Genomic DNA, 18,055 nt, shown 5'->3' with positions numbered 1-18,055 from the left:
GGTGATAAAAATGAGAATGGTCGATTTGATGGAGAGAAAACGAAACGGCGGCGAATTAACGAAAACGGAGATAGATGAAATGATCGAGCAGTACACGGCAGGCGGGATCCCGGATTATCAGATGTCAGCCTTTTCCATGGCGGTCTACTTCCAGGGGATGACTACGGGTGAAAGGGTGCATCTCACGCAGGCCATGGCAGCTTCGGGTGATCAGGTGGATCTCTCCGGCATTGAAGGTGTCAAAGTGGATAAACACAGTACAGGAGGGGTTGGGGATACAACAACCCTGATTCTGGCGCCACTTGCTGCCTCTGTTGGAGTACCGGTTGCCAAAATGTCCGGACGCGGTCTGGGGCATACCGGTGGTACCATTGATAAGCTGGAAGCCATTGACGGTTTCGATGTCGAGCTGAACGGAGATACGTTCAACAGGCTCGTAAATGAGAATAAAGCGGCTGTGACAGGCCAGAGCGGCAATTTAACGCCGGCGGACAAAAAACTGTACGGCCTTCGCGATGTAACCGCGACGGTGGATTCTATTCCACTTATTGCCAGTTCTATCATGAGTAAGAAGCTGGCATCCGGCGCAGACGCTGTCGTGCTGGACGTGAAAACAGGAACGGGCGCCTTCATGAAAGAAACAGAGCAAGCCCGGGAGCTCGCTGAAGCCATGGTCGATATCGGCAATGGCGCCGGCAGGCATACGACCGCGGTCATTTCAGATATGAACCAGCCGCTCGGTTACGCCGTCGGCAATGCGCTTGAAGTGAAAGAGGCGATTGAAACATTAAAAGGGGAAGGTCCGGATGACATTTTTGAGCTGTGTCTTGCTCTTGGCAGCCACATGGTGACAGCAGCCGGCCTGACGGAAACAACAGAAGAAGCAAAAGAACATCTGCGTGAAACGGTGCATTCCGGAAAAGCCCTGGAAACAATGAAAACGTTTATCTCTGGACAGGGCGGGAACCCGGCTGTTGTAGATGATCTGGAGAATCTCCCGTCCGCTTCTTATCAAAAGGAGGTAAAAGCAGCGCAGGACGGTTATATTGCCTCCATCGAAGCGGAAGATATCGGAACCGCCGCCAGTATGCTCGGAGCGGGACGTACGACAAAAGAGTCCTCGATTGATCTTGCTGCCGGCATCGTCTTACACAAGAAAATCGGTGATGCGGTGCAAAGAGGGGATGTGCTCGCTGTCATGCACTGCAATACCGACAATACCAGCGAAGCCGAAGAGAAAATTGTTTCCTCCTACATGATAGAAAAACAACAAACCAAGCCGCCGCAGCTCTTGTACGATGTTATTTTTTAAACAAGAAAAGGGAAAGGGTCCGTCATGGACGGCCCTTTCTTTACCGATTTAGAGGTTGGACGTCCTACAAATTGAAAGAGCAGGAGGGGAAAAAATGAAAGAATTACTGCTGAGCCTGCTTGCCGGTACGATCATCGGCATTGTGTTTAAATTTCTCAGGCTTCCGCTCCCTGCTCCACCGGTTCTTGCCGGGGTGATAGGGGTTGCAGGGGTGTATTTTGGCGGAGTGATCGTGGACTGGTTCTATAAAACGCTGGGATAAGAAAGGGGAATGAAGGATGAATACTTCATTTAAACGTATTTTTTTAATTGTCATGGATTCTGTGGGCATCGGTGCTTCTCCGGACGCTGTTCAGTACGGGGATGAAAACGCGGATACACTCGGACATATTGCCGGACATCGCGGTTCCCTGCAGATGCCGAATATGGGCAGGCTCGGGTTGAGTAATATCAGGAAGCTCCCGGGAATCGAAGAAGCAGAGACACCGCTTGCGCATTTTGCGAAAATGCAGGAAGCTTCCGCCGGCAAAGACACCATGACGGGGCACTGGGAACTGATGGGGCTGCGCATCAATGCGCCGTTCCGCACGTTTCCAGACGGCTTTCCGGATGAATTAATCACAGAACTCAAAGCAGCATCGGGACGCAATATCGTCGGCAACAAACCGGCCTCCGGTACCGGTATCCTTGATGAACTGGGAGAGCACCACCTCCGGACTGGGGACTTGATTGTATATACCTCCGCTGATTCCGTACTGCAGATTGCCGCCCACGAGAATATCGTGTCGGTCGAAGAGTTGTACCGTATATGTGAGACTGCCCGCGAGCTTACCAAAGATGAAAAGTATATGGTCGGCCGCGTAATTGCAAGGCCCTTCACCGGAGAAACGGGTTCGTTTGAACGGACACCGAACCGTCGTGATTATGCACTGAAACCATTCGGCCGTACGGTGATGAACGAACTGAAAGATGAAGATTTTGAAGTGACGGCGATAGGTAAAATCACGGACATTTATGACGGTGAAGGTGTAACAACTACGTTGAAAACAACTTCCAACATGGACGGAATGGATAAACTTCTGGAGACGATGGACGCAGACTTTACCGGGCTGAGCTTTCTGAACCTGGTGGATTTTGATGCGGAATACGGCCACCGCCGCGATCCGGACGGTTACGGGGAAGCACTGGAAGCCTTTGATGAACGTCTTCCGGAAGTGCTGGAAAAAGTGCAGGACGACGATCTGCTCATTATCACGGCCGATCACGGCAATGATCCGGTGCATCACGGATCGGACCATACGAGAGAATATGTGCCGCTGCTCGTCCATCATCCGGCGGTGAAAAAAGGAATGCCGCTTCCGCTCCGTGAGACGTTTGCTGATGTTGGAGCGGCTGTGGCAGAGAACTTCCAGGTTAAGATGCCCTCATTTGGTGTAAGTTTCCTGAAAGATGTGCAGAAGCAGGGGGGACAATGATGAATCAACAAGCTATTCAAGAAGCAGCCAATACAATAAAAGAACTGCAGAAAGTACAGCCGAAAACAGGATTGATTTTAGGGTCCGGACTTGGTGTGCTCGCCGATGAAATAACCGATGCCGTAACCATCCCGTATGGAGACATTCCACATTTTCCTGTTTCCACGGTGGAAGGTCATAAGGGGCAGCTCGTGCTTGGCGAACTGCACGGAGTTCCGGTCCTTGCGATGCAGGGGCGCTTTCACTTTTATGAAGGCTGGGAACTTGAGGATGTGACATTTCCTGTCCGGGTGATGAAGGAACTGGGAATTGGGAAATTGATTGCCACCAATGCTGCCGGGGGTGTGGATCCTGCTTTGAATCCGGGGGATCTGATGTTAATCCGGGACCATATCAATCATGCCGGGGCCAATCCACTGCGGGGGAGGAACAATCCGGAACTCGGGGTTCGTTTTCCGGATATGTCTGAGGCATACCCATCTCATCTGCGCGAGGAAGCAAAGGCTGCAGCGGCGGAACTTGGGTTCACCCTGCGGGAAGGCGTGTATGTATGGAACAGCGGCCCTTCTTATGAAACACCGGCAGAAGTCCGAATGCTCCAGCATCTCGGAGGAGACGCGGTGGGCATGTCCACCGTACCGGAAGTCATTGCTGCCCGTCATGCCGGAATGGATGCAGCGGGCATTTCATGCATTTCCAATATGGCAGCGGGGATTCTCGACCATCCTCTTTCTCACGAAGAAGTGATCGAGACGACTCAAAAGGTGCAGAAGCAGTTCCTGGCATTGGTCCGCGAATGGGTGAAACGAATAGAGAAAGGAGCATAACAGACAAATGAAGGACATAGGAGCAAAGCAGAAAGAAGCTGTTCAGGCACTGGAGCAGAAGATTCATATCAAACCGGAGATCGGGCTTATATTGGGTTCGGGTCTTGGAGAACTGGCGGACCATATAGAAAATCCCGTCGTTGTCGATTATGAAGACATTCCGCATTTTCCGGAATCGACGGTGGAAGGTCATGCCGGCACATTGGTTGTTGGAACCTGGCAGGGAAAAAATGTGGCAGCAATGAAAGGAAGATTTCATTATTATGAAGGGCACTCCATGCAGGATGTGACGTTTCCAGTCCGGGTGATGAAGGGTATCGGTGTGGAGACTCTTCTTATTACAAATGCCTGTGGAGGAATGAATCCAGCATTTGCGCCGGGAGACATTATGGTGATTGACGATCATCTAAATATGACCGGAGACAATCCATTAATGGGCCCCAACGATCCGGACATGGGACCGCGCTTTCCTGATATGAGCCGGGCCTACTCCCCGGCCTTGCGTTCGGTGGCGGAGGAAAAAGCGGCAGAACTGGATATCAGCGTGCAGCACGGAGTGTATGCAGGCATTACAGGTCCGACTTACATGACACCGGCGGAACTGACAATGCTGCGTCAATGCGGGGCCGATGCAGTCGGCATGTCCACCGTGCCGGAAGTCATTGCGGCCAATCAGATGGGGATGCAGGTTCTCGGACTATCCTGCATTACGGATATGGCCATCGGGGAAGAACTGGAACCGTTAACGCATGAAGATGTGGTGGCGGTGGCAGCACGCACGAAACCTGTTTTCAAAAACCTTGTTCAGAGTATTACGGCCTCATTATAATAAATGGAAGGAAGAGATGATCCATGCAAACAGAATTAGCAAAAATGATTGATCATACGATGCTGAAACCGGAAACGAGCGGAGAACAGATTAAAAATCTCTGCGAAGAAGCCGGTGAAAATGGATTTTATTCGGTCTGTATCCATCCCGTTTATGTAACAGAAGCGAACCGGATGCTTCAGGACACAGGCGTGAAGGTGTGTACGGTCATCGGATTTCCACTTGGAGCCTCCACGACAGAAACGAAGACGTTTGAAACAAAAGATGCTATAGAGAAAGGCGCCGAAGAAATCGATATGGTGCTGTCGATCGGCCTTTTGAAAGACGGACAGGAGACCGCGGTGGAAAACGACATACGTGCTGTGGTCACGGAAGCAAAAGGAAAAGCGCTTGTGAAAGTGATTCTTGAAACAGCGCTGTTGACGGATGACGAAAAGAAAACAGCCTGCCGTCTGGCAGTAAATGCTGGAGCCGATTATGTGAAAACGTCGACCGGTTTTGCAGGAGGCGGAGCAAAGGCAGCAGATATCGCTTTGATGCGCGAAGCTGTAGGACCGGGTATCGGCGTAAAAGCTTCAGGAGGCATCCGGGACCGGGAAACAGCGGATGCCATGATAGAAGCCGGAGCCGACCGGCTGGGAGCGAGCGCCAGCGCATCAATAGTCAGCCACTGCTGAAAACACGAGGGGAACTGTTCTTAAAAGGGACAGTTCCTTTTTTATTGATATTTTGTTTCAATACCGGAAAGCAGGTTTCGGCGGGTAATTGGTAGGATTGCGCTTGTAACGGGAGCGGGTTGGCAGGTAAATGCAGTGGTTTGGACGGTAAATGACCTGATAAGGCTCGTAATACCTGCGGAACCGCTGGTAAAGCACTATAAAAAAGATCTCAAAGCAGGAACTACAGAGTGTAGATGTAAAAAAGATACCTCCTTAAAGAGACGTGAGCAGAATTGCCATAAATGGAAAGCCGCGGTGTTATAATACGTAAGGAAATGTTCAATCATAAAGGAGATATGCGATATGGCAGATATAAATATTCCAGTGTCCGCCTTGAATCTGGCACCAGTGCGGCAGGGAGAATCCAAAAAAGGCGCCATTGATTCCATGGTCGATCTGGCACAGAATCTGGAGAAAATGGGATACGCGCGCTACTGGATTGCAGAACATCATAACACATCGACACTCGTAAGCTCTGCGACATCTATTCTGATGAAGCATGTTCTTGAGCACACCGATCAGATAAAGGTCGGATCCGGCGGCATCATGCTGCCCAACCATGCCCCGCTTGTTGTGGCAGAGCAGTTCGGGACGATGGCGACAATGTACCCTGATCGTCTTGATCTTGGTCTGGGGCGCGCGCCTGGGACAGATATGCTGACCGCCTCCGCGCTCCGCCGTTCCAATACCGATCAGCCGGTTTATTCATTCCCCGAAGACGTGCAGCAGCTGCTTACGTATTTCGGGCCGCAGGAAGAACAGGGCTACGTGAAAGCGGACCTTGGAATAGGCACGAATATTCCAATCTACATTCTCGGTTCTTCGCCTGATTCGGCCATACTGGCTGCGAAACTCGGCCTTCCGTACGTGTTTGCCGCACACTTCGCTCCGACTCATATGGAAGAGGCAATATCGATTTACAGGAGCCGGTTCCAGCCGTCTGACTATTTGGCTGAGCCGTACATGATGGTTTGTGCGAATGTTATTGCAGCAGATACGGACGAAGAAGCGCGCCGGGAGCAGACGACGATGCAGCAGTTTTTCCTGAATGTCGTCCGTGGCAGCGGGCAGCCGCTCAGCCCGCCGGTGGATGACATGGATGAAATATGGAATTCCCGTGAAAAAGAGGCATCAGCGTCGATGTCGAGAATGACGTTTCTTGGAAGCAGGGAGTCCATCCGGGAACAGCTGACACGGTTTCAGGAAAAGTATGATGTGGACGAGCTTATGGCCGTTTCCTACATCTACGACCCGGAAAAGCAGAAACGGTCGTATGAAATTCTGAAAGACGTCGTATCCAGCTGACGGCCGGGAACATGCTGGTACATGATAAAAACGCCGGTGCAGCAGAGTGCGCCGGCGTTTTTTTAAGACGTTGACTGTTTTTGTCTTTCCCTCTTATGGAGAGTGTGCTGCTGCCCCCATTCGTGCATGGCTTCAAGAATTGGTTCCAGGCTCCGGCCGTAATCGGTCATTGCATACTCCACTCTGGGAGGGACCTCGGGATAAATCGTGCGTTCAATAATATCTTCTTCTTCCAGTTCACGAAGCTGTTTGGTGAGCATTTTCTGGGTGACACCGGGCATTTTTCGTTTCAATTCGTTGAAACGCTGGGTGCCTTCCTGAAGCAGGTGAAGGAGAATAATAGGTTTCCATTTCCCGGTGATAATGCTGAGAGCGTCTTCAACCTGGCATTGTTCCGGTACTTTTTCCATAGGATCAGCCTCCTTGGTTTCATAAAGGATACCACACCACTTCAAAGTGCGTACTTCTTTTTTGACGTTCTATCTTCTATAATAACATGGCAAAAGAAAGGTGGGTAAAATGATGCAGCAATACGGAATAGATAAAACCAAAGGACTGGAATTCGGGATATATACGTTAGGGGATCATCTGCCGGACCCTCATACAGGAGAAAGAATATCCGCAGAGCAGCGCATACACGAAATTATCGAATTCGCCAAACTTGCCGATGAAGCAGGGCTCGATTTTTTCAGTGTAGGAGAAAGCCATCAGGAATACTTTGCCACGCAGGCGCATGCGGTCGTGCTTGCAGGCATTGCCCAGGCAACAGAAAACATAAAACTGGGGAGTTCTTCCACGATCATCAGCACCTCAGATCCGGTGCGGGTGTATGAAAACTTTTCAACGGTTGACCTGATTTCAGGAGGAAGGGCCGAACTCGTGGCAGGCCGCGCTTCCCGGATCGGCCTGTTTGATTTACTAGGATATGATATCCGTGATTATGAAGCGCTGTATGAAGAAAAGTTTGCTCTGCTTCGTCAGATCAACGAGCAGGAGAAAGTGACGTGGAGTGGTGACTACCGGGCATCCCTGCGTAATGCAGAAGTGCTGCCAAGACCAAGTAAAGCAAAACTTCCGATATGGCGGGCGGTCGGCGGGACTCCGCAGAGCGCCATGAAAGCTGGATATGCGGGAGTTCCGATGTTTATGGCTCATCTTGGCGGTCCGGTCGATGCATTCAAACAAACCGTAGACGCCTACCGCGAAGCAGCAACTGCCGGCGGGTTTGATCCGGCGGAACTACCCGTTGCGACGGCGGGTTTTTTCTATGCAGCGGAAACGACGCAACAGGCGCTTCAGGAGATGTACCCCCACGTGAACGAAGGGATGAAACGGACGAACGGACGTGGTTTCGCAAAACAGATGTTTGCGCAAGGGGCTGATACACGAAGTGTGATGAATATCGGCAGTCCGCAGGAAATTATCGAAAAAATACTCTATCAGCATGAAGTATACGGGCATCAGCGCTACATCGCCCAAATCGATTTCGGTGGTGTGCCGTTTGATAAGCTGAGAAAGAATATTGAAATCATTGCGACCGAGATTCTGCCGGAAGTTCGGAAACATACGGCAAAATAAGAGGAGGAATGAGACATGAATATTGTGGCATTATCCGGATCGACAGCAGGTTCTAAAACACGGACAGCGATGAATTACACCGCAGCCTCGCTGCAGAAACAGCTGCCGGATGCGGACGTTACGCTGCTTGATCTCGCGGAATACGACGTGCAGTTCAGCGATGGCCGGCATTATCTCGATTATGACGGAGATACCGGATACGTCGTGCGCACCATGATGGAAGCGGATGCGGTAATTATTGGAACGCCTGTATTTCAGGCTTCCATACCAGGCACACTGAAAAATCTGTTTGATCTGCTTCCCGGCGACGCTTTCAGCGGAAAAGTCGTAAGCATGCTTGTTACCGCCGGTTCGGCAAAACACTACCTTATTGCCGAGCAGCAGTTAAAACCAATTCTCGGTTACATGAAAGCAGAAATCGTGCAGGGGTACGTGTTTATCGAAGAAAAGAATTTCTATCAAAAGCAGATCACAGACGATGATGTACTTTTCCGGATCGACCGGCTTGTAGAAGACACGAAATTCCGCATCGATGTGCAGGTCAAAATCCAGGAAGAACAGGATGCAGCGTACGATTTCTAGAGAGAATCGTTGTTTAATAAAGCGAGTCTGGGACAAAACTTCTATAAGATAGAAAAATACCGAACGATTTTTTGAAATCGTTCGGTATTTTTCGTTGCTGAGACAAGCCGCTGCGCCAAAATGCTTCGCTTTTACTCCAGAGCACAAGGGCGACATCGATTCGCTGGGGCTCATCGTGTCTTCTATGCCGCGGGCACGGCTCAAAAGGAGGAAGATCGGCTAAGATCGGCACCTCCTGGCGGGCGCCGACCTGACCCGCATCCTGCGGGCCCTCGGAAGAAAACCGCTTCCTGCGGGGTCCCCGTGACTCGTGCTGTTCTGAGCAGGAGTCAAAGCATGTTGGCTCCGCTTCTATACGGCTTTTGATCAGTGACCCGGAACATTCGTGTTATCTACCGCCTCATGTTCTTCTGTCCCAGACTCGTATTTTTTATTCTTCGATCAGTTCCGGGTCAAGACACTGCACCGTGCAGAAACAATTTAAGTCGACATGGATGCAGTCTCTCGTCCGGGTTAGTTCATCTACGTCGCACAGCGACCATGGGTCTGTACAGCATTTATTAAAATCAAGAGGACAGTCTGGACGCAGAAGGGATAATACAGCACAACAGTCCTCTTTTGACACTTTTTCCACCCGGAAGAAGACGGTCTGAAAGCAGTCTCTTCTGCCGATGGATCCAGCCGCATGAAAATAATTGCCGTCCTTTCCCTGAAGCAGAAAAGGCACCGTATCTCTTCCATTATTATTATTGTTACCGCTTAACAAGCTGCTGTAACAGTTGTTTCTGCAGTTGGGGTTATTTCTCTCTTCTGCTTCGTCCTGAGCTTTCTTTATACGAAAAAGTGTATCGCATACACAGTGGTCTTTTGTTTTCCGGATTTCCATGCGCACGTCTTCTTCCATTTCTTCTTCTTTTCGTCTTCGGTTTCCCATACTTATTCCCTCCTTTCCCTACTATCATATAAATTTGTTTTGATATGGTGCTGGAGGTATTCACCCATAATATTTGTCGTTTATTTTACTTAAATGTCAAAATCAAGAGAAATGAATGAACTCATTTGCGAGATATAACGAATAAGCACGATATATATGCAAATATTAAGAACATGTCTCGTTTATTGAGGGCATGTGCATATATATATAACTGTATGCCTGCATGAACGGTTTGTATATTTGCTTCATTTTTCCTAGTATATAGGGGATAGTGAATATAACACATTACTTTTAAAAGGAGGAGAAACGTGGATAATAATTATGGAAAAGGGTTGAAAACAACCGGTGAGGTGTTGAAAAACCCCGTATTTATCACTTCATTTATACTTGCCGCTGCTTTTGTACTTGTTGGTACGTTATTACCTGATTTCGGCACGTACATGGATAACGCCTTCGCCTGGATGACCAGCACACTCGGCTGGGGATTCATTCTGGGAGCGACTTTCTTTGTCATTGTCACGATTTATCTTATTTTCAGTCCTCTTGGTGAAATTAAACTCGGTGAGGACGGGGAAAAACCGGAATATTCTACACTATCCTGGTTCTCCATGCTGTTTAGTGCCGGAATGGGAATCGGGCTGTTGTTCTGGGGTGTTTCCGAACCGATTAACCACTACAGCTCTCCACCCTCCGGGCAGGGAGAAACAGCAGAAGCCATACATACAGCACTCCAGTATTCCTTCTTCCACTGGGGCTTTCATCCATGGGCTGTCTATGCTGTTGTTGCTTGTGCGCTGGCATACTTTTCTTATCGTAAAAACCTGCCGATGCTTCTCAGTTCCACATTGGAACCGATTCTTGGCAGAGACAATCTAAATGGATTCTGGGGCAATACAGTCAACATTATCGGTGTACTTGCTACACTTCTTGGTATTTCGACCTCTCTTGGTCTTGGAGTCATGCAGATCGGCGGAGGCCTGGAAACACTTTTTGGTCTGCCGAACAATAATGCGACATGGGTCGGCATCGTGATTGTCGTTACCATTCTTGCTATCTTGTCCACTACGACAGGAATTGATAAAGGGATTAAATGGCTGAGTCAAATCAACCTGAGTGTGGCCGGCCTGTTGATGCTGATTATATTTATCATAGGGCCTACACTGTTTATCCTGAACGCGTTTACTCATTCCACAGGTTCATATCTTCAGAATCTGATCTTTATGTCGTTTGGTATGGACGCCACGGACGGTTCAAGAAATGCTTGGTATGAATCCTGGACGATTTTCTACTGGGCCTGGTGGATAGCATGGTCCCCATTTGTTGGTTCTTTCATTGCCCGTGTGTCCAGAGGACGCACCATCCGCAGCTTTGCTATCGGAGTTCTTCTCGTTCCGACTGGACTCAGTATGTTCTGGCTCAGCGTATTCGGTGGAGCGGCCCTTTACAACCAGCACTTTGGCGGCATGAATATTCTCGATGCGGTGATGCAGGATGAAGCACAGGGATTTTTTGCGCTTCTGTCCAACTTCCCGCTCTCTGGTTTGTTAATTTCAGTAGCCATGGTTTCGGTTGCCGTCTTCTTTGTGACGTCTTCGGACTCGGGTACGTACGTCATCGGTATGCTGACGTCAAAAGGGAACCCGAATCCCCCAATCGCGATCCGTATCACCTGGGGGTCCATTGAAGGACTGTTTGCGATTGTTCTTCTTCTTGCAGGCGGGCTCAGTTCCCTGCAGACAGCATCATTTCTCGGCGGATTTCCGTTTATGCTCATCATGGTTCTCATGGTGTACTGCCTGATCAAGGCACTACGCAAGGAACTCCGTGAAGGTTCGCTGCCGACGGAGAGACAGCGTATATTTGCTGCACTTGAAGACCTGCAGCGTGAGAGGAAAATTGATGAAGATGTCTTCACTGATGAAGCAAGTGAGGAAGTCAACAACGACAGCAGTAAATAATCCGGAAGAACAAAAGGAGCTGTCCTCCAAAAAGAGGGCAGCTCCATTTTTATGAAAATCCCGGAATGAAGGGATTTTGGGAAGGGGCGGGGCATTTCTGCTTTTTTACCCTTCAAGGCGGCGGGCCAGTTCCTGAAGTTTTTTTTCGGGAAGTGATTCTTCAATATATGGAAAAATAACCCGTTCTTCCAATCGGATATGTGTTTCGAGTCGTTCTCCCAGTTCATGCATCGTTTCGGGGGAAGGAGTGTCGTTATGGATAATGGATTCCATCAAAGCCCGGATCCGGATATGGTCGACCAGCATCGTTTTAATTTCCGGGAGATCCACCGGGCCATATTCTGCATAAGCCGGCAGTAAGATTTCCTCTTCTTCGCGGAAGTGCTGTTTTCCACTGGGTATCCAGAAATTTTTAACATCGGCTGCTACTTGTTTCAGGGAGTAACGGGCCTTTTTTGTTTCCACCCGTTTTAAGTTTAATGCTAAAAACAACCCTTCATGGTGATGATGGGACAAAGAATATAATGATTCGTGTCGTTGAATTCCTTTTTTCTCTGTCATGGGGTTTCCCTCCATTTCTAAATCGCTCGATCTAAAACGGTACTGCTGCAGGGAGCGTGAATAAGCCGGCGTAACCAGGGGCAGACGGTAACTGATGCTCATAAGAGACCATAGTCGTATTATATATGATAGTCATTTATGTTCCCATCCCTGAAATGATCAAAAAATAACCGGTAAAGGAAGGCTGCGTTCAGCGATGAAGCGCCCGCCGCTTTTCTTATTCTTCTTCGGTGTGGATAGCTTGAAAAAAAAGACGAAAAAAGGCACACTAAACAAAAGAGCAATAAAGTTGGAAAGCCGACCGAGAGACAAGGAGGAAGTATGATGGATTTTCAGAACGTGATCGATAGAGAGCAGACGAATTCGATGAAATGGGACTTTTACCCGGATGTTTATGGAGCTGATGATCTTTGGCCGATGTGGGTGGCGGATATGGATTTTCAGGCCCCGAAACCGGTGCTGGATGCCATGCACGAGATTATCGACCACGGGGTGTTCGGCTACCACCGCCGTCCGAATTCGTTGTTTGATGCCGCCGCATCCTGGCTGAAACATAGATTTGACTGGAGCGTTTCCACGGAACAGATTGCTTTCACACCGGGCGTCGTGCCAGCGATAAGTCACATAATACAGACATTCACTGAAAAGGGAGACGGCGTTATTATTCAGCCGCCTGTATATTTTCCTTTCTATGCGCTTGTCAATAACAATGAGCGTAATCTCCTCCGTAACCCTCTCCAGGAAACAGAAGATGGGTTCACGATGGACTTTGAGGATCTGGAAGAAAAAATGAAAGAAGCCGAAATGATGATTCTCTGCAGTCCACACAATCCGATCGGACGGGTCTGGACGGAAGAGGAATTAACAAAACTCGCTGAGTTGGCTGAAAAACACGGTGTGCTGGTCGTTTCCGACGAAATTCATGCAGATATTATCCTTGAAGGTAAACATACACCGTTTTCCAAAGCAGCAGCAGGGAAAGATGTCGAAACGATGACCTGCCTGGCACCGAGTAAAACGTTCAATCTGGCTTCTCTGCAGCTTTCTTACGTGGTGTTTGAAAACAGGGAATCCAAAAAAACCTACGAAAATCATCTTCAGCAGGAATTCGTTGGTATTAATAATCCGCTCGCAAGTGCTGCTGCTGAAGCTGCGTACCGTCACGGGGAAGAATGGCTCGAACAGATGCTTGAGTATGTGAGAGCCAACGTGCAGTATGTAAAACAATACGTAGAACATGCAATGCCGGAAGTAAAAGTGATAAAGCCGGAAGGTACATATTTAATCTGGATAGATATGCGCGGGTTGAATATGGGGAACAAGGAACTGGAACAGTGGCTTCGCAGCGATGCGAAACTCGCGCTCAGCGATGGTCCGAACTTTGGAAAAGAAGGGGGAGGTTTCGTCCGTATGAACGCAGCCTGCCCGCGTGAAACACTGGAAGAAGGACTGCGCCGCCTGAAAGAAGCTTATGACCGCTTGATGGCGTAACAAACCGGTTTCCTCTCTGCCTCCTTCCAGCTGCTTTTCATCTGGAAAATCTCAGCATAAGTTTTTTCTGCCGGCAGGAATGACGGAAGGTTGTATCGAATAGAATGCTTAAGTATACGAATGATTCGTCCAACATTCTGTGCGTAGGAAAAGGGGCCGTTCATAATGCAAAATGATGCTGCGAAAGAGCTTCAGAGAGAATTCGAATGTAAGCTCGGACGTGCACTGACAGTCGATGAAAAAGAAATGATTCATTGGATGGCAGAAAGACAGCAGCAGTTAAATAAGGCCGGCATAGAAAAGACCTTAATGATGAAGACGGAAAGTTAGCTGAATAAAGCGGAAGTGCAAAAAAGCTGTTTCCAAAGTTTCTCTTTTGGAAAACAGCTTTTTTCACTAAGCCCTGAAAGGAGGAACGCACAAATGAAAACGTTCCGTCTCGTCTCCCTGTCTTTGCTGCTTGAAGGGGAAAAAGATGTTGTTTCCTATCGTGTTCCTTTGCAGGAAGGGTTGATTATAAACAGGGAAGAACGTGATAAATCGTGGTTGATTGAAGCGGTTCTCCCGCAGTCGGAGGAGGAAACGTTTCGTCCGAAAATGGAAGCAAAAATGCAGATGGTTCTAGAAGTGGTTATCACCGATACACACAATGATCCCGCCCTGATGACAGGCCGCGTGAGAAGTATTGTAGCGCTTGAAAGTCGAATAAGTGTCTTGTTTGATGCTGTCATGGCTGCCGGCAAAGATGATGTATCCAATTTGATTCTGGAAGGACTGATTGAAGAAGGATATTCCGGTCATGACATGCTGTCAGAATTCTACGAACGAAAACAGGACCAGGGAAAGTGGTCCAAACAGGCCGCCGGTCGTATCTATGAACAGCTGGGATCCACGGGTAACCACAGTGAAAAATAAACAAGCAGTATATGAAGGCAATTAAATGAATAGGGACGATCTGAAATGAAAACTTTTACGTTTCGGGATTATTACAACAATGAAGTAGAGCTGTCGTTCAGCAAAGAACCGTTTTCCGACCGGCCGGGACACGTCTGGGTTATCTGCCGCTATGCAAAACAGTGGCTTCTCACCCGCCATCCACGAAGAGGTCTTGAATTTCCGGGAGGTAAGGTGGAAGCAGGGGAAGCCCCTGAAGAAGCAGCCAAACGGGAAGTGTGGGAAGAAACGGGCGGCATCGTCAACCGTATTACCCAGCTTGGACAGTACAAAGTGAAAGGCCGTGCCGAAACGATCGTGAAGAATGTTTACTTTGCTGACGTGCAGCAAATACAGATTAGAGAAGATTACCTGGAAACGATGGGTCCGGTTCAGCTTGAATATCTTCCCCGCGAGCCGGATAAGAACTACAGTTTTATTATGAAAGACGACGTTCTCCCAAGAGCACTGCAGCAGATAAAAAAAAGAAAACTTACCGTCCTCTCCGACTGATTAAAAACCGCTCCAGGGCTTCAATGCTTTTGTACATAACGGCAGCCAGTATGGCAATGACAATCAGACTGAGCATAACCTGGCGGAACTGAAATACCTGAAAACCGTATATGATCATGTAACCAAGCCCTTGTTTGGCTACCAGAAACTCTCCTACAACCACCCCTACCCAGGCCAATCCGACATTCACTTTCATAGTGGAAATGATGGTCGGATAGCAGGCTGGAAGAACAGCGTATTGAAACAGCTGCTTTTTGGTGGCCCCAAACGTAAGCAGTACTTTTTTGTAATTGTCATCCACCCGCTGAAAAGCGTGATATACAACAATGGTTGTTATCACAATGGAAAGCAGGGTGGCCATCGCAATAACCGAAAAGATGCCCGGTCCGAAAATGACAATAATAATGGGCCCGAGGGCTACTTTCGGCATGGCATTCAAAATCACGAGGTAAGGGTCGAACACCCTGGAAAAAAAGGTAGACCACCAAAGCAGAAAAGCGGCCAATGCCCCGCCGGCACTCCCGAGAAGGAAGCCGGCTGCTGTTTCGGCCAGGGTGATGGAAGTATGGACGAGCAGGGAGCCGTCGCCCACTTTCTCCAGAAAAAGAAGACCGATTTGACTCGGCATACTGAAAATGAGCGGATCAATCCAGGCAAGCCGCGACGCTGTTTCCCATAAAACAAAGAATGTGACGGCAAGCATCAACTGGGTGCTTAATACACGGCGTTTTTCTTTTGTTTTTTGCTGCAGGTACAGCCTATGTTGAGTCTTGATACTGTGATTCAACATTTTCCAACTCCCCCCATATTTTCTGGAAGTAAGAGTGAAACGAGGGATGGTTTCTAGTCTCAAAAGGGGACAGGGTTCTGAGCATTTCCGGTACGTCAAACGTATGATGAATGGTGCCGGGATTGGATTTAAATAAAATGACCCGATCCGACATGGCGATAGCCTCGCTTAAATCATGGGTGACAAGGACCGCGGTTTTGTGCTGGTTTTTCAATGTGATGGAGACAAGGTCTTCAAGTTTTAGCTTCGTCTGGTAATCAAGCGCAGAAAATGGTTCATCCAAAAGGAGCAGAGACGGCTCAGGGGCAAGCATACGTACCAAAGCCGCCCGTTGCCGCATCCCTCCGGACAGTTCGGAAGGAAAGGCGTCTGCTTTGTCTCCAAGTCCAAGCTGCTCGAGAAGTTTCATCGTTTTGGATGAGGTCTCCGGTGTGTGGACTCCCGTAATGACAAGGCCGAGTTCCACATTCTGGCGGATGGTCAGCCACGGAAACAGATAATCCTGCTGCAGCATATATCCGGTTTCTTTTGAATACCCTTCCATCTTCCGGTTGTTCATAAAAATAGTTCCGGAAGTGGGCTCGAGCAGTCCCGCAATTATAGATAACAAAGTCGTTTTACCACATCCGCTGGGTCCAATAAAAGAAACAAATTCCCCGTTTTTGACGGTAAGGGTGATGTCAGTAACCGCCCTCACCGCATGTTCATCTGTGAAGTAAGTCTTCTCAATGTCCTGCAGGGCAAGCATATGGCGCCCTCCTTTTACTTTTCCGTAACCGTTTCAGCGATCGTTGTGTCTACATATTTATCATAATCCGACCGTTCAGGCAGTTCACCGGCTTCTTCCATAATATTCTGCAGATTATCCCATGCCTCTTCCGGAAGCAGCGGGGTTTCGGCATAAGAACGCTGGTTGCGGTATCTGACAGCGGCATCGGCAATGGTGGATTCCGGCGTGTCATCAAAGTACGGGGCGAGCACGGTACCTATTTCTTCCGGGGACGCTTCATAGATCCACTGCTGTGCCCGGTACAGTGCGCGGGTGAAACGAAGTGCTGTGTCCTCTTCGTTTTCAAAGAAACTCTGTTCAGCCATGAATACGGTGTAAGGTATGGGTCCGGATTCTTCCCCAAACGACGCTGCGATATGAGCAATGCCTTCCTGTTCAAATGTCGTGGCCTGCGGTTCAAACAGCTGGACATAATCGCCGGTGCCGGATGCAAAAGAGTTCGCGATATTGGCAAAATCCACGTTCTGGATCAGTTCCAGATCTTCATGGGGGTCGATTCCATTGTCCTTGAGTACATACTCTCCAGTCATCTGCGGCATCCCACCTTTACGTTGTCCGAGAAAGACCGAATCCTTCAGGTCCTCCCACTGAAAATTGTCCGGTTCGTCCCGTGCCATTAAAAAGGTGCCGTCGGTCCGGGTGAGCATCGCGAAATTAATGATGGGCTCCGCGGGGTCCTGGGAATTGACATAGATGGAGGTTTCCGCTCCGACAAGGGCGATATCGGCTCCTTCTGAGAGCAGAGCCGTCATCGTTTTGTCGCCGCCCCATGTTGTTGTAAGATCTATATTTATGTTTTCTTCTTCAAAAAAACCTTTTTCCATTGCTGCATATAACGGCGCATAGAAAATAGAACGGGTCACTTCAGCAAGCTCCACTGTCGTCTTATCCTGCTGGGATGAACAGCCTGCAAGCACACTGCCGGCAGTCAGCATCGTACACAGTAGAACGTAGATACCTTTTTTCATGTTTCGGGCCCTCCTCCCGTTTCTCGTAGTACAGCTTATGACAGAGGCCCGGTACGCGTGCGCCGCTGTTACGAAAACAATAAAAGAGTCTGGGGCAAAAATAAAACAGGCGAAGGAAAACACGAATGTCCTGCGGCGTTGTTCAAGAGCCGCATAGCAGCGGATCCAAAACGCTTTGGCTCCTGCTCCGAACAGCACGAGGCACGGGCTTTTTGCTGCGTTGTCCCGTTCGTTGTCCCGCTGAACGCAACGTAGATTCGTCCCTGATGACGTTTACGGGGGACGACCCCCCTCTAAAGTGCTTTATGAATCATTCATAACGACGTTTTGAGGGGAGCCGGACCCTCAAAACGTCATCATGAGTCATGTCCAGCGACGTTTAAGAGGCTGCATGATCCCCCAAAGTGCCTTAGACACATTCCCGGCGAATGTCCGTCCACCCAACCTGAACGCCCCAAATACGTAAAAGCAAAGTATGTTGGCAAAGCGG

20 protein-coding genes are annotated in these 18,055 nt (G+C 49.0%); 14 read left to right on the top strand and 6 right to left on the bottom strand.

All coding sequences use genetic code 11. The features are described from left to right. The first annotated feature begins 10 nt into the window (after window positions 1–10). The 7 genes from ACFSUB_RS07885 (at window position 11) to ACFSUB_RS07855 (ending at window position 6,467) form a co-directional block, all read left to right on the top strand. Window positions 11–1,312 carry a pyrimidine-nucleoside phosphorylase gene (locus tag ACFSUB_RS07885; RefSeq protein WP_380712638.1) on the top strand — a complete coding sequence of 434 codons (1,302 nt, stop codon included), beginning with the start codon at window positions 11–13 and terminating at the stop codon, window positions 1,310–1,312. A gap of 94 nt (window positions 1,313–1,406) precedes the next feature. Further along, a complete protein-coding gene (locus ACFSUB_RS07880) occupies window positions 1,407–1,574 on the top strand; it encodes a XapX domain-containing protein (protein ID WP_380712637.1) in 168 nt (55 codons plus the stop codon). 16 nt (window positions 1,575–1,590) lie between these two features. Further along, window positions 1,591–2,787, top strand: a complete 1,197-nt coding sequence (gene deoB, locus ACFSUB_RS07875; protein WP_380712636.1) for a phosphopentomutase — start codon at window positions 1,591–1,593, stop codon at window positions 2,785–2,787. Then, window positions 2,787–3,614 carry a purine-nucleoside phosphorylase gene (locus tag ACFSUB_RS07870; protein WP_380713210.1) on the top strand — a complete coding sequence of 276 codons (828 nt, stop codon included), beginning with the start codon at window positions 2,787–2,789 and terminating at the stop codon, window positions 3,612–3,614. The genes deoB and ACFSUB_RS07870 overlap by 1 nt, the downstream gene beginning before the upstream one ends. Window positions 3,615–3,621: 7 nt before the next feature. Next, the gene (locus ACFSUB_RS07865; protein ID WP_380712635.1) at window positions 3,622–4,443 is read left to right on the top strand and encodes a purine-nucleoside phosphorylase; all 822 of its coding nucleotides are present in this window, start codon (window positions 3,622–3,624) and stop codon (window positions 4,441–4,443) included. Between the two features lie 23 nt (window positions 4,444–4,466). Beyond that, on the top strand, window positions 4,467–5,120 hold the full coding sequence (gene deoC / locus ACFSUB_RS07860) for a deoxyribose-phosphate aldolase (RefSeq protein WP_380712634.1): 654 nt from the start codon (window positions 4,467–4,469) through the stop codon (window positions 5,118–5,120). Window positions 5,121–5,465: 345 nt separating this feature from the next. Beyond that, window positions 5,466–6,467 (top strand): LLM class flavin-dependent oxidoreductase, encoded by a 1,002-nt coding sequence (locus tag ACFSUB_RS07855; RefSeq protein ID WP_380712633.1) that lies wholly within the window; start codon window positions 5,466–5,468, stop codon window positions 6,465–6,467. Window positions 6,468–6,529: 62 nt separating this feature from the next. Here ACFSUB_RS07855 and ACFSUB_RS07850 read toward each other — a convergent pair whose 3' ends face one another. After that, on the bottom strand, window positions 6,530–6,877 hold the full coding sequence (locus ACFSUB_RS07850) for a winged helix-turn-helix transcriptional regulator (RefSeq protein ID WP_380712632.1): 348 nt from the start codon (window positions 6,875–6,877) through the stop codon (window positions 6,530–6,532). 112 nt (window positions 6,878–6,989) lie between these two features. Between ACFSUB_RS07850 and ACFSUB_RS07845 the strand changes: the two genes are divergently transcribed. After that, window positions 6,990–8,045, top strand: a complete 1,056-nt coding sequence (locus ACFSUB_RS07845) for an LLM class flavin-dependent oxidoreductase (RefSeq protein WP_380713209.1) — start codon at window positions 6,990–6,992, stop codon at window positions 8,043–8,045. A gap of 15 nt (window positions 8,046–8,060) precedes the next feature. Beyond that, the gene (locus tag ACFSUB_RS07840) at window positions 8,061–8,627 is read left to right on the top strand and encodes an NADPH-dependent FMN reductase (protein WP_380712631.1); all 567 of its coding nucleotides are present in this window, start codon (window positions 8,061–8,063) and stop codon (window positions 8,625–8,627) included. A 430-nt stretch (window positions 8,628–9,057) separates the two neighbouring features. On the opposite strand, the gene ACFSUB_RS07835 is transcribed toward ACFSUB_RS07840, so the two are convergent. Beyond that, complete coding sequence (locus tag ACFSUB_RS07835; RefSeq protein WP_380712630.1) at window positions 9,058–9,561, bottom strand: CotY/CotZ family spore coat protein; 504 nt, start codon at window positions 9,559–9,561, stop codon at window positions 9,058–9,060. Between the two features lie 308 nt (window positions 9,562–9,869). Between ACFSUB_RS07835 and ACFSUB_RS07830 the strand changes: the two genes are divergently transcribed. After that, complete coding sequence (locus ACFSUB_RS07830) at window positions 9,870–11,519, top strand: BCCT family transporter (protein WP_380712629.1); 1,650 nt, start codon at window positions 9,870–9,872, stop codon at window positions 11,517–11,519. A gap of 105 nt (window positions 11,520–11,624) precedes the next feature. Here ACFSUB_RS07830 and ACFSUB_RS07825 read toward each other — a convergent pair whose 3' ends face one another. Next, window positions 11,625–12,080 (bottom strand): hemerythrin domain-containing protein, encoded by a 456-nt coding sequence (locus ACFSUB_RS07825; protein WP_380712628.1) that lies wholly within the window; start codon window positions 12,078–12,080, stop codon window positions 11,625–11,627. 321 nt (window positions 12,081–12,401) lie between these two features. Between ACFSUB_RS07825 and ACFSUB_RS07820 the strand changes: the two genes are divergently transcribed. From ACFSUB_RS07820 to ytkD, 4 genes are all read left to right on the top strand, one after another. Beyond that, window positions 12,402–13,571, top strand: a complete 1,170-nt coding sequence (locus ACFSUB_RS07820) for a MalY/PatB family protein (protein ID WP_380712627.1) — start codon at window positions 12,402–12,404, stop codon at window positions 13,569–13,571. 165 nt (window positions 13,572–13,736) lie between these two features. Further along, the gene (locus ACFSUB_RS07815; protein ID WP_380712626.1) at window positions 13,737–13,901 is read left to right on the top strand and encodes a hypothetical protein; all 165 of its coding nucleotides are present in this window, start codon (window positions 13,737–13,739) and stop codon (window positions 13,899–13,901) included. A gap of 93 nt (window positions 13,902–13,994) precedes the next feature. Next, window positions 13,995–14,486 (top strand): YwpF family protein, encoded by a 492-nt coding sequence (locus ACFSUB_RS07810; RefSeq protein ID WP_380712625.1) that lies wholly within the window; start codon window positions 13,995–13,997, stop codon window positions 14,484–14,486. A 45-nt stretch (window positions 14,487–14,531) separates the two neighbouring features. Further along, complete coding sequence (gene ytkD, locus ACFSUB_RS07805; RefSeq protein ID WP_380712624.1) at window positions 14,532–15,017, top strand: RNA deprotection pyrophosphohydrolase; 486 nt, start codon at window positions 14,532–14,534, stop codon at window positions 15,015–15,017. Here the strand turns inward: ytkD and ACFSUB_RS07800 are convergent. Genes ACFSUB_RS07800 through ACFSUB_RS07790 form a run of 3 tightly spaced genes read right to left on the bottom strand, consistent with a single transcriptional unit; the run spans window position 14,998 to window position 17,565 of the window. Continuing rightward, window positions 14,998–15,807, bottom strand: a complete 810-nt coding sequence (locus ACFSUB_RS07800) for an ABC transporter permease (protein ID WP_380712623.1) — start codon at window positions 15,805–15,807, stop codon at window positions 14,998–15,000. The genes ytkD and ACFSUB_RS07800 overlap by 20 nt on opposite strands. Continuing rightward, a complete protein-coding gene (locus tag ACFSUB_RS07795) occupies window positions 15,776–16,555 on the bottom strand; it encodes an ABC transporter ATP-binding protein (protein WP_380712622.1) in 780 nt (259 codons plus the stop codon). Before ACFSUB_RS07795 ends, ACFSUB_RS07800 begins: the two co-directional genes overlap by 32 nt. Window positions 16,556–16,569: 14 nt before the next feature. After that, window positions 16,570–17,565, bottom strand: coding sequence for an ABC transporter substrate-binding protein (locus ACFSUB_RS07790; RefSeq protein WP_380712621.1), 996 nt, complete (start codon window positions 17,563–17,565; stop codon window positions 16,570–16,572). Between the last annotated feature and the right edge of the window lie 490 nt (window positions 17,566–18,055).

Source organism: Salibacterium lacus, assembly GCF_042684865.1.
Lineage (GTDB): Bacteria > Bacillota > Bacilli > Bacillales > Marinococcaceae > Salibacterium > Salibacterium lacus.
This window is presented reverse-complemented; position numbering and strand designations above follow the sequence as displayed.

Excerpts from the sequence above, each read along its gene's own strand:
- ACFSUB_RS07885 (WP_380712638.1), top strand. The coding sequence starts at position 11 with ATGAGAATGGTCGATTTGATGGAGAGAAAACGAAACGGCGGCGAATTA.
- ACFSUB_RS07880 (WP_380712637.1), top strand. The coding sequence starts at position 1,407 with ATGAAAGAATTACTGCTGAGCCTGCTTGCCGGTACGATCATCGGCATT.
- deoB (WP_380712636.1), top strand. The coding sequence starts at position 1,591 with ATGAATACTTCATTTAAACGTATTTTTTTAATTGTCATGGATTCTGTG.
- ACFSUB_RS07870 (WP_380713210.1), top strand. The coding sequence starts at position 2,787 with ATGAATCAACAAGCTATTCAAGAAGCAGCCAATACAATAAAAGAACTG.
- ACFSUB_RS07865 (WP_380712635.1), top strand. The coding sequence starts at position 3,622 with ATGAAGGACATAGGAGCAAAGCAGAAAGAAGCTGTTCAGGCACTGGAG.
- deoC (WP_380712634.1), top strand. The coding sequence starts at position 4,467 with ATGCAAACAGAATTAGCAAAAATGATTGATCATACGATGCTGAAACCG.
- ACFSUB_RS07855 (WP_380712633.1), top strand. The coding sequence starts at position 5,466 with ATGGCAGATATAAATATTCCAGTGTCCGCCTTGAATCTGGCACCAGTG.
- ACFSUB_RS07850 (WP_380712632.1), bottom strand. The coding sequence starts at position 6,877 with ATGGAAAAAGTACCGGAACAATGCCAGGTTGAAGACGCTCTCAGCATT.
- ACFSUB_RS07845 (WP_380713209.1), top strand. The coding sequence starts at position 6,990 with ATGCAGCAATACGGAATAGATAAAACCAAAGGACTGGAATTCGGGATA.
- ACFSUB_RS07840 (WP_380712631.1), top strand. The coding sequence starts at position 8,061 with ATGAATATTGTGGCATTATCCGGATCGACAGCAGGTTCTAAAACACGG.
- ACFSUB_RS07835 (WP_380712630.1), bottom strand. The coding sequence starts at position 9,561 with ATGGGAAACCGAAGACGAAAAGAAGAAGAAATGGAAGAAGACGTGCGC.
- ACFSUB_RS07825 (WP_380712628.1), bottom strand. The coding sequence starts at position 12,080 with ATGACAGAGAAAAAAGGAATTCAACGACACGAATCATTATATTCTTTG.
- ACFSUB_RS07820 (WP_380712627.1), top strand. The coding sequence starts at position 12,402 with ATGATGGATTTTCAGAACGTGATCGATAGAGAGCAGACGAATTCGATG.
- ACFSUB_RS07815 (WP_380712626.1), top strand. The coding sequence starts at position 13,737 with ATGCAAAATGATGCTGCGAAAGAGCTTCAGAGAGAATTCGAATGTAAG.
- ACFSUB_RS07810 (WP_380712625.1), top strand. The coding sequence starts at position 13,995 with ATGAAAACGTTCCGTCTCGTCTCCCTGTCTTTGCTGCTTGAAGGGGAA.
- ytkD (WP_380712624.1), top strand. The coding sequence starts at position 14,532 with ATGAAAACTTTTACGTTTCGGGATTATTACAACAATGAAGTAGAGCTG.
- ACFSUB_RS07800 (WP_380712623.1), bottom strand. The coding sequence starts at position 15,807 with ATGTTGAATCACAGTATCAAGACTCAACATAGGCTGTACCTGCAGCAA.
- ACFSUB_RS07795 (WP_380712622.1), bottom strand. The coding sequence starts at position 16,555 with ATGCTTGCCCTGCAGGACATTGAGAAGACTTACTTCACAGATGAACAT.
- ACFSUB_RS07790 (WP_380712621.1), bottom strand. The coding sequence starts at position 17,565 with ATGAAAAAAGGTATCTACGTTCTACTGTGTACGATGCTGACTGCCGGC.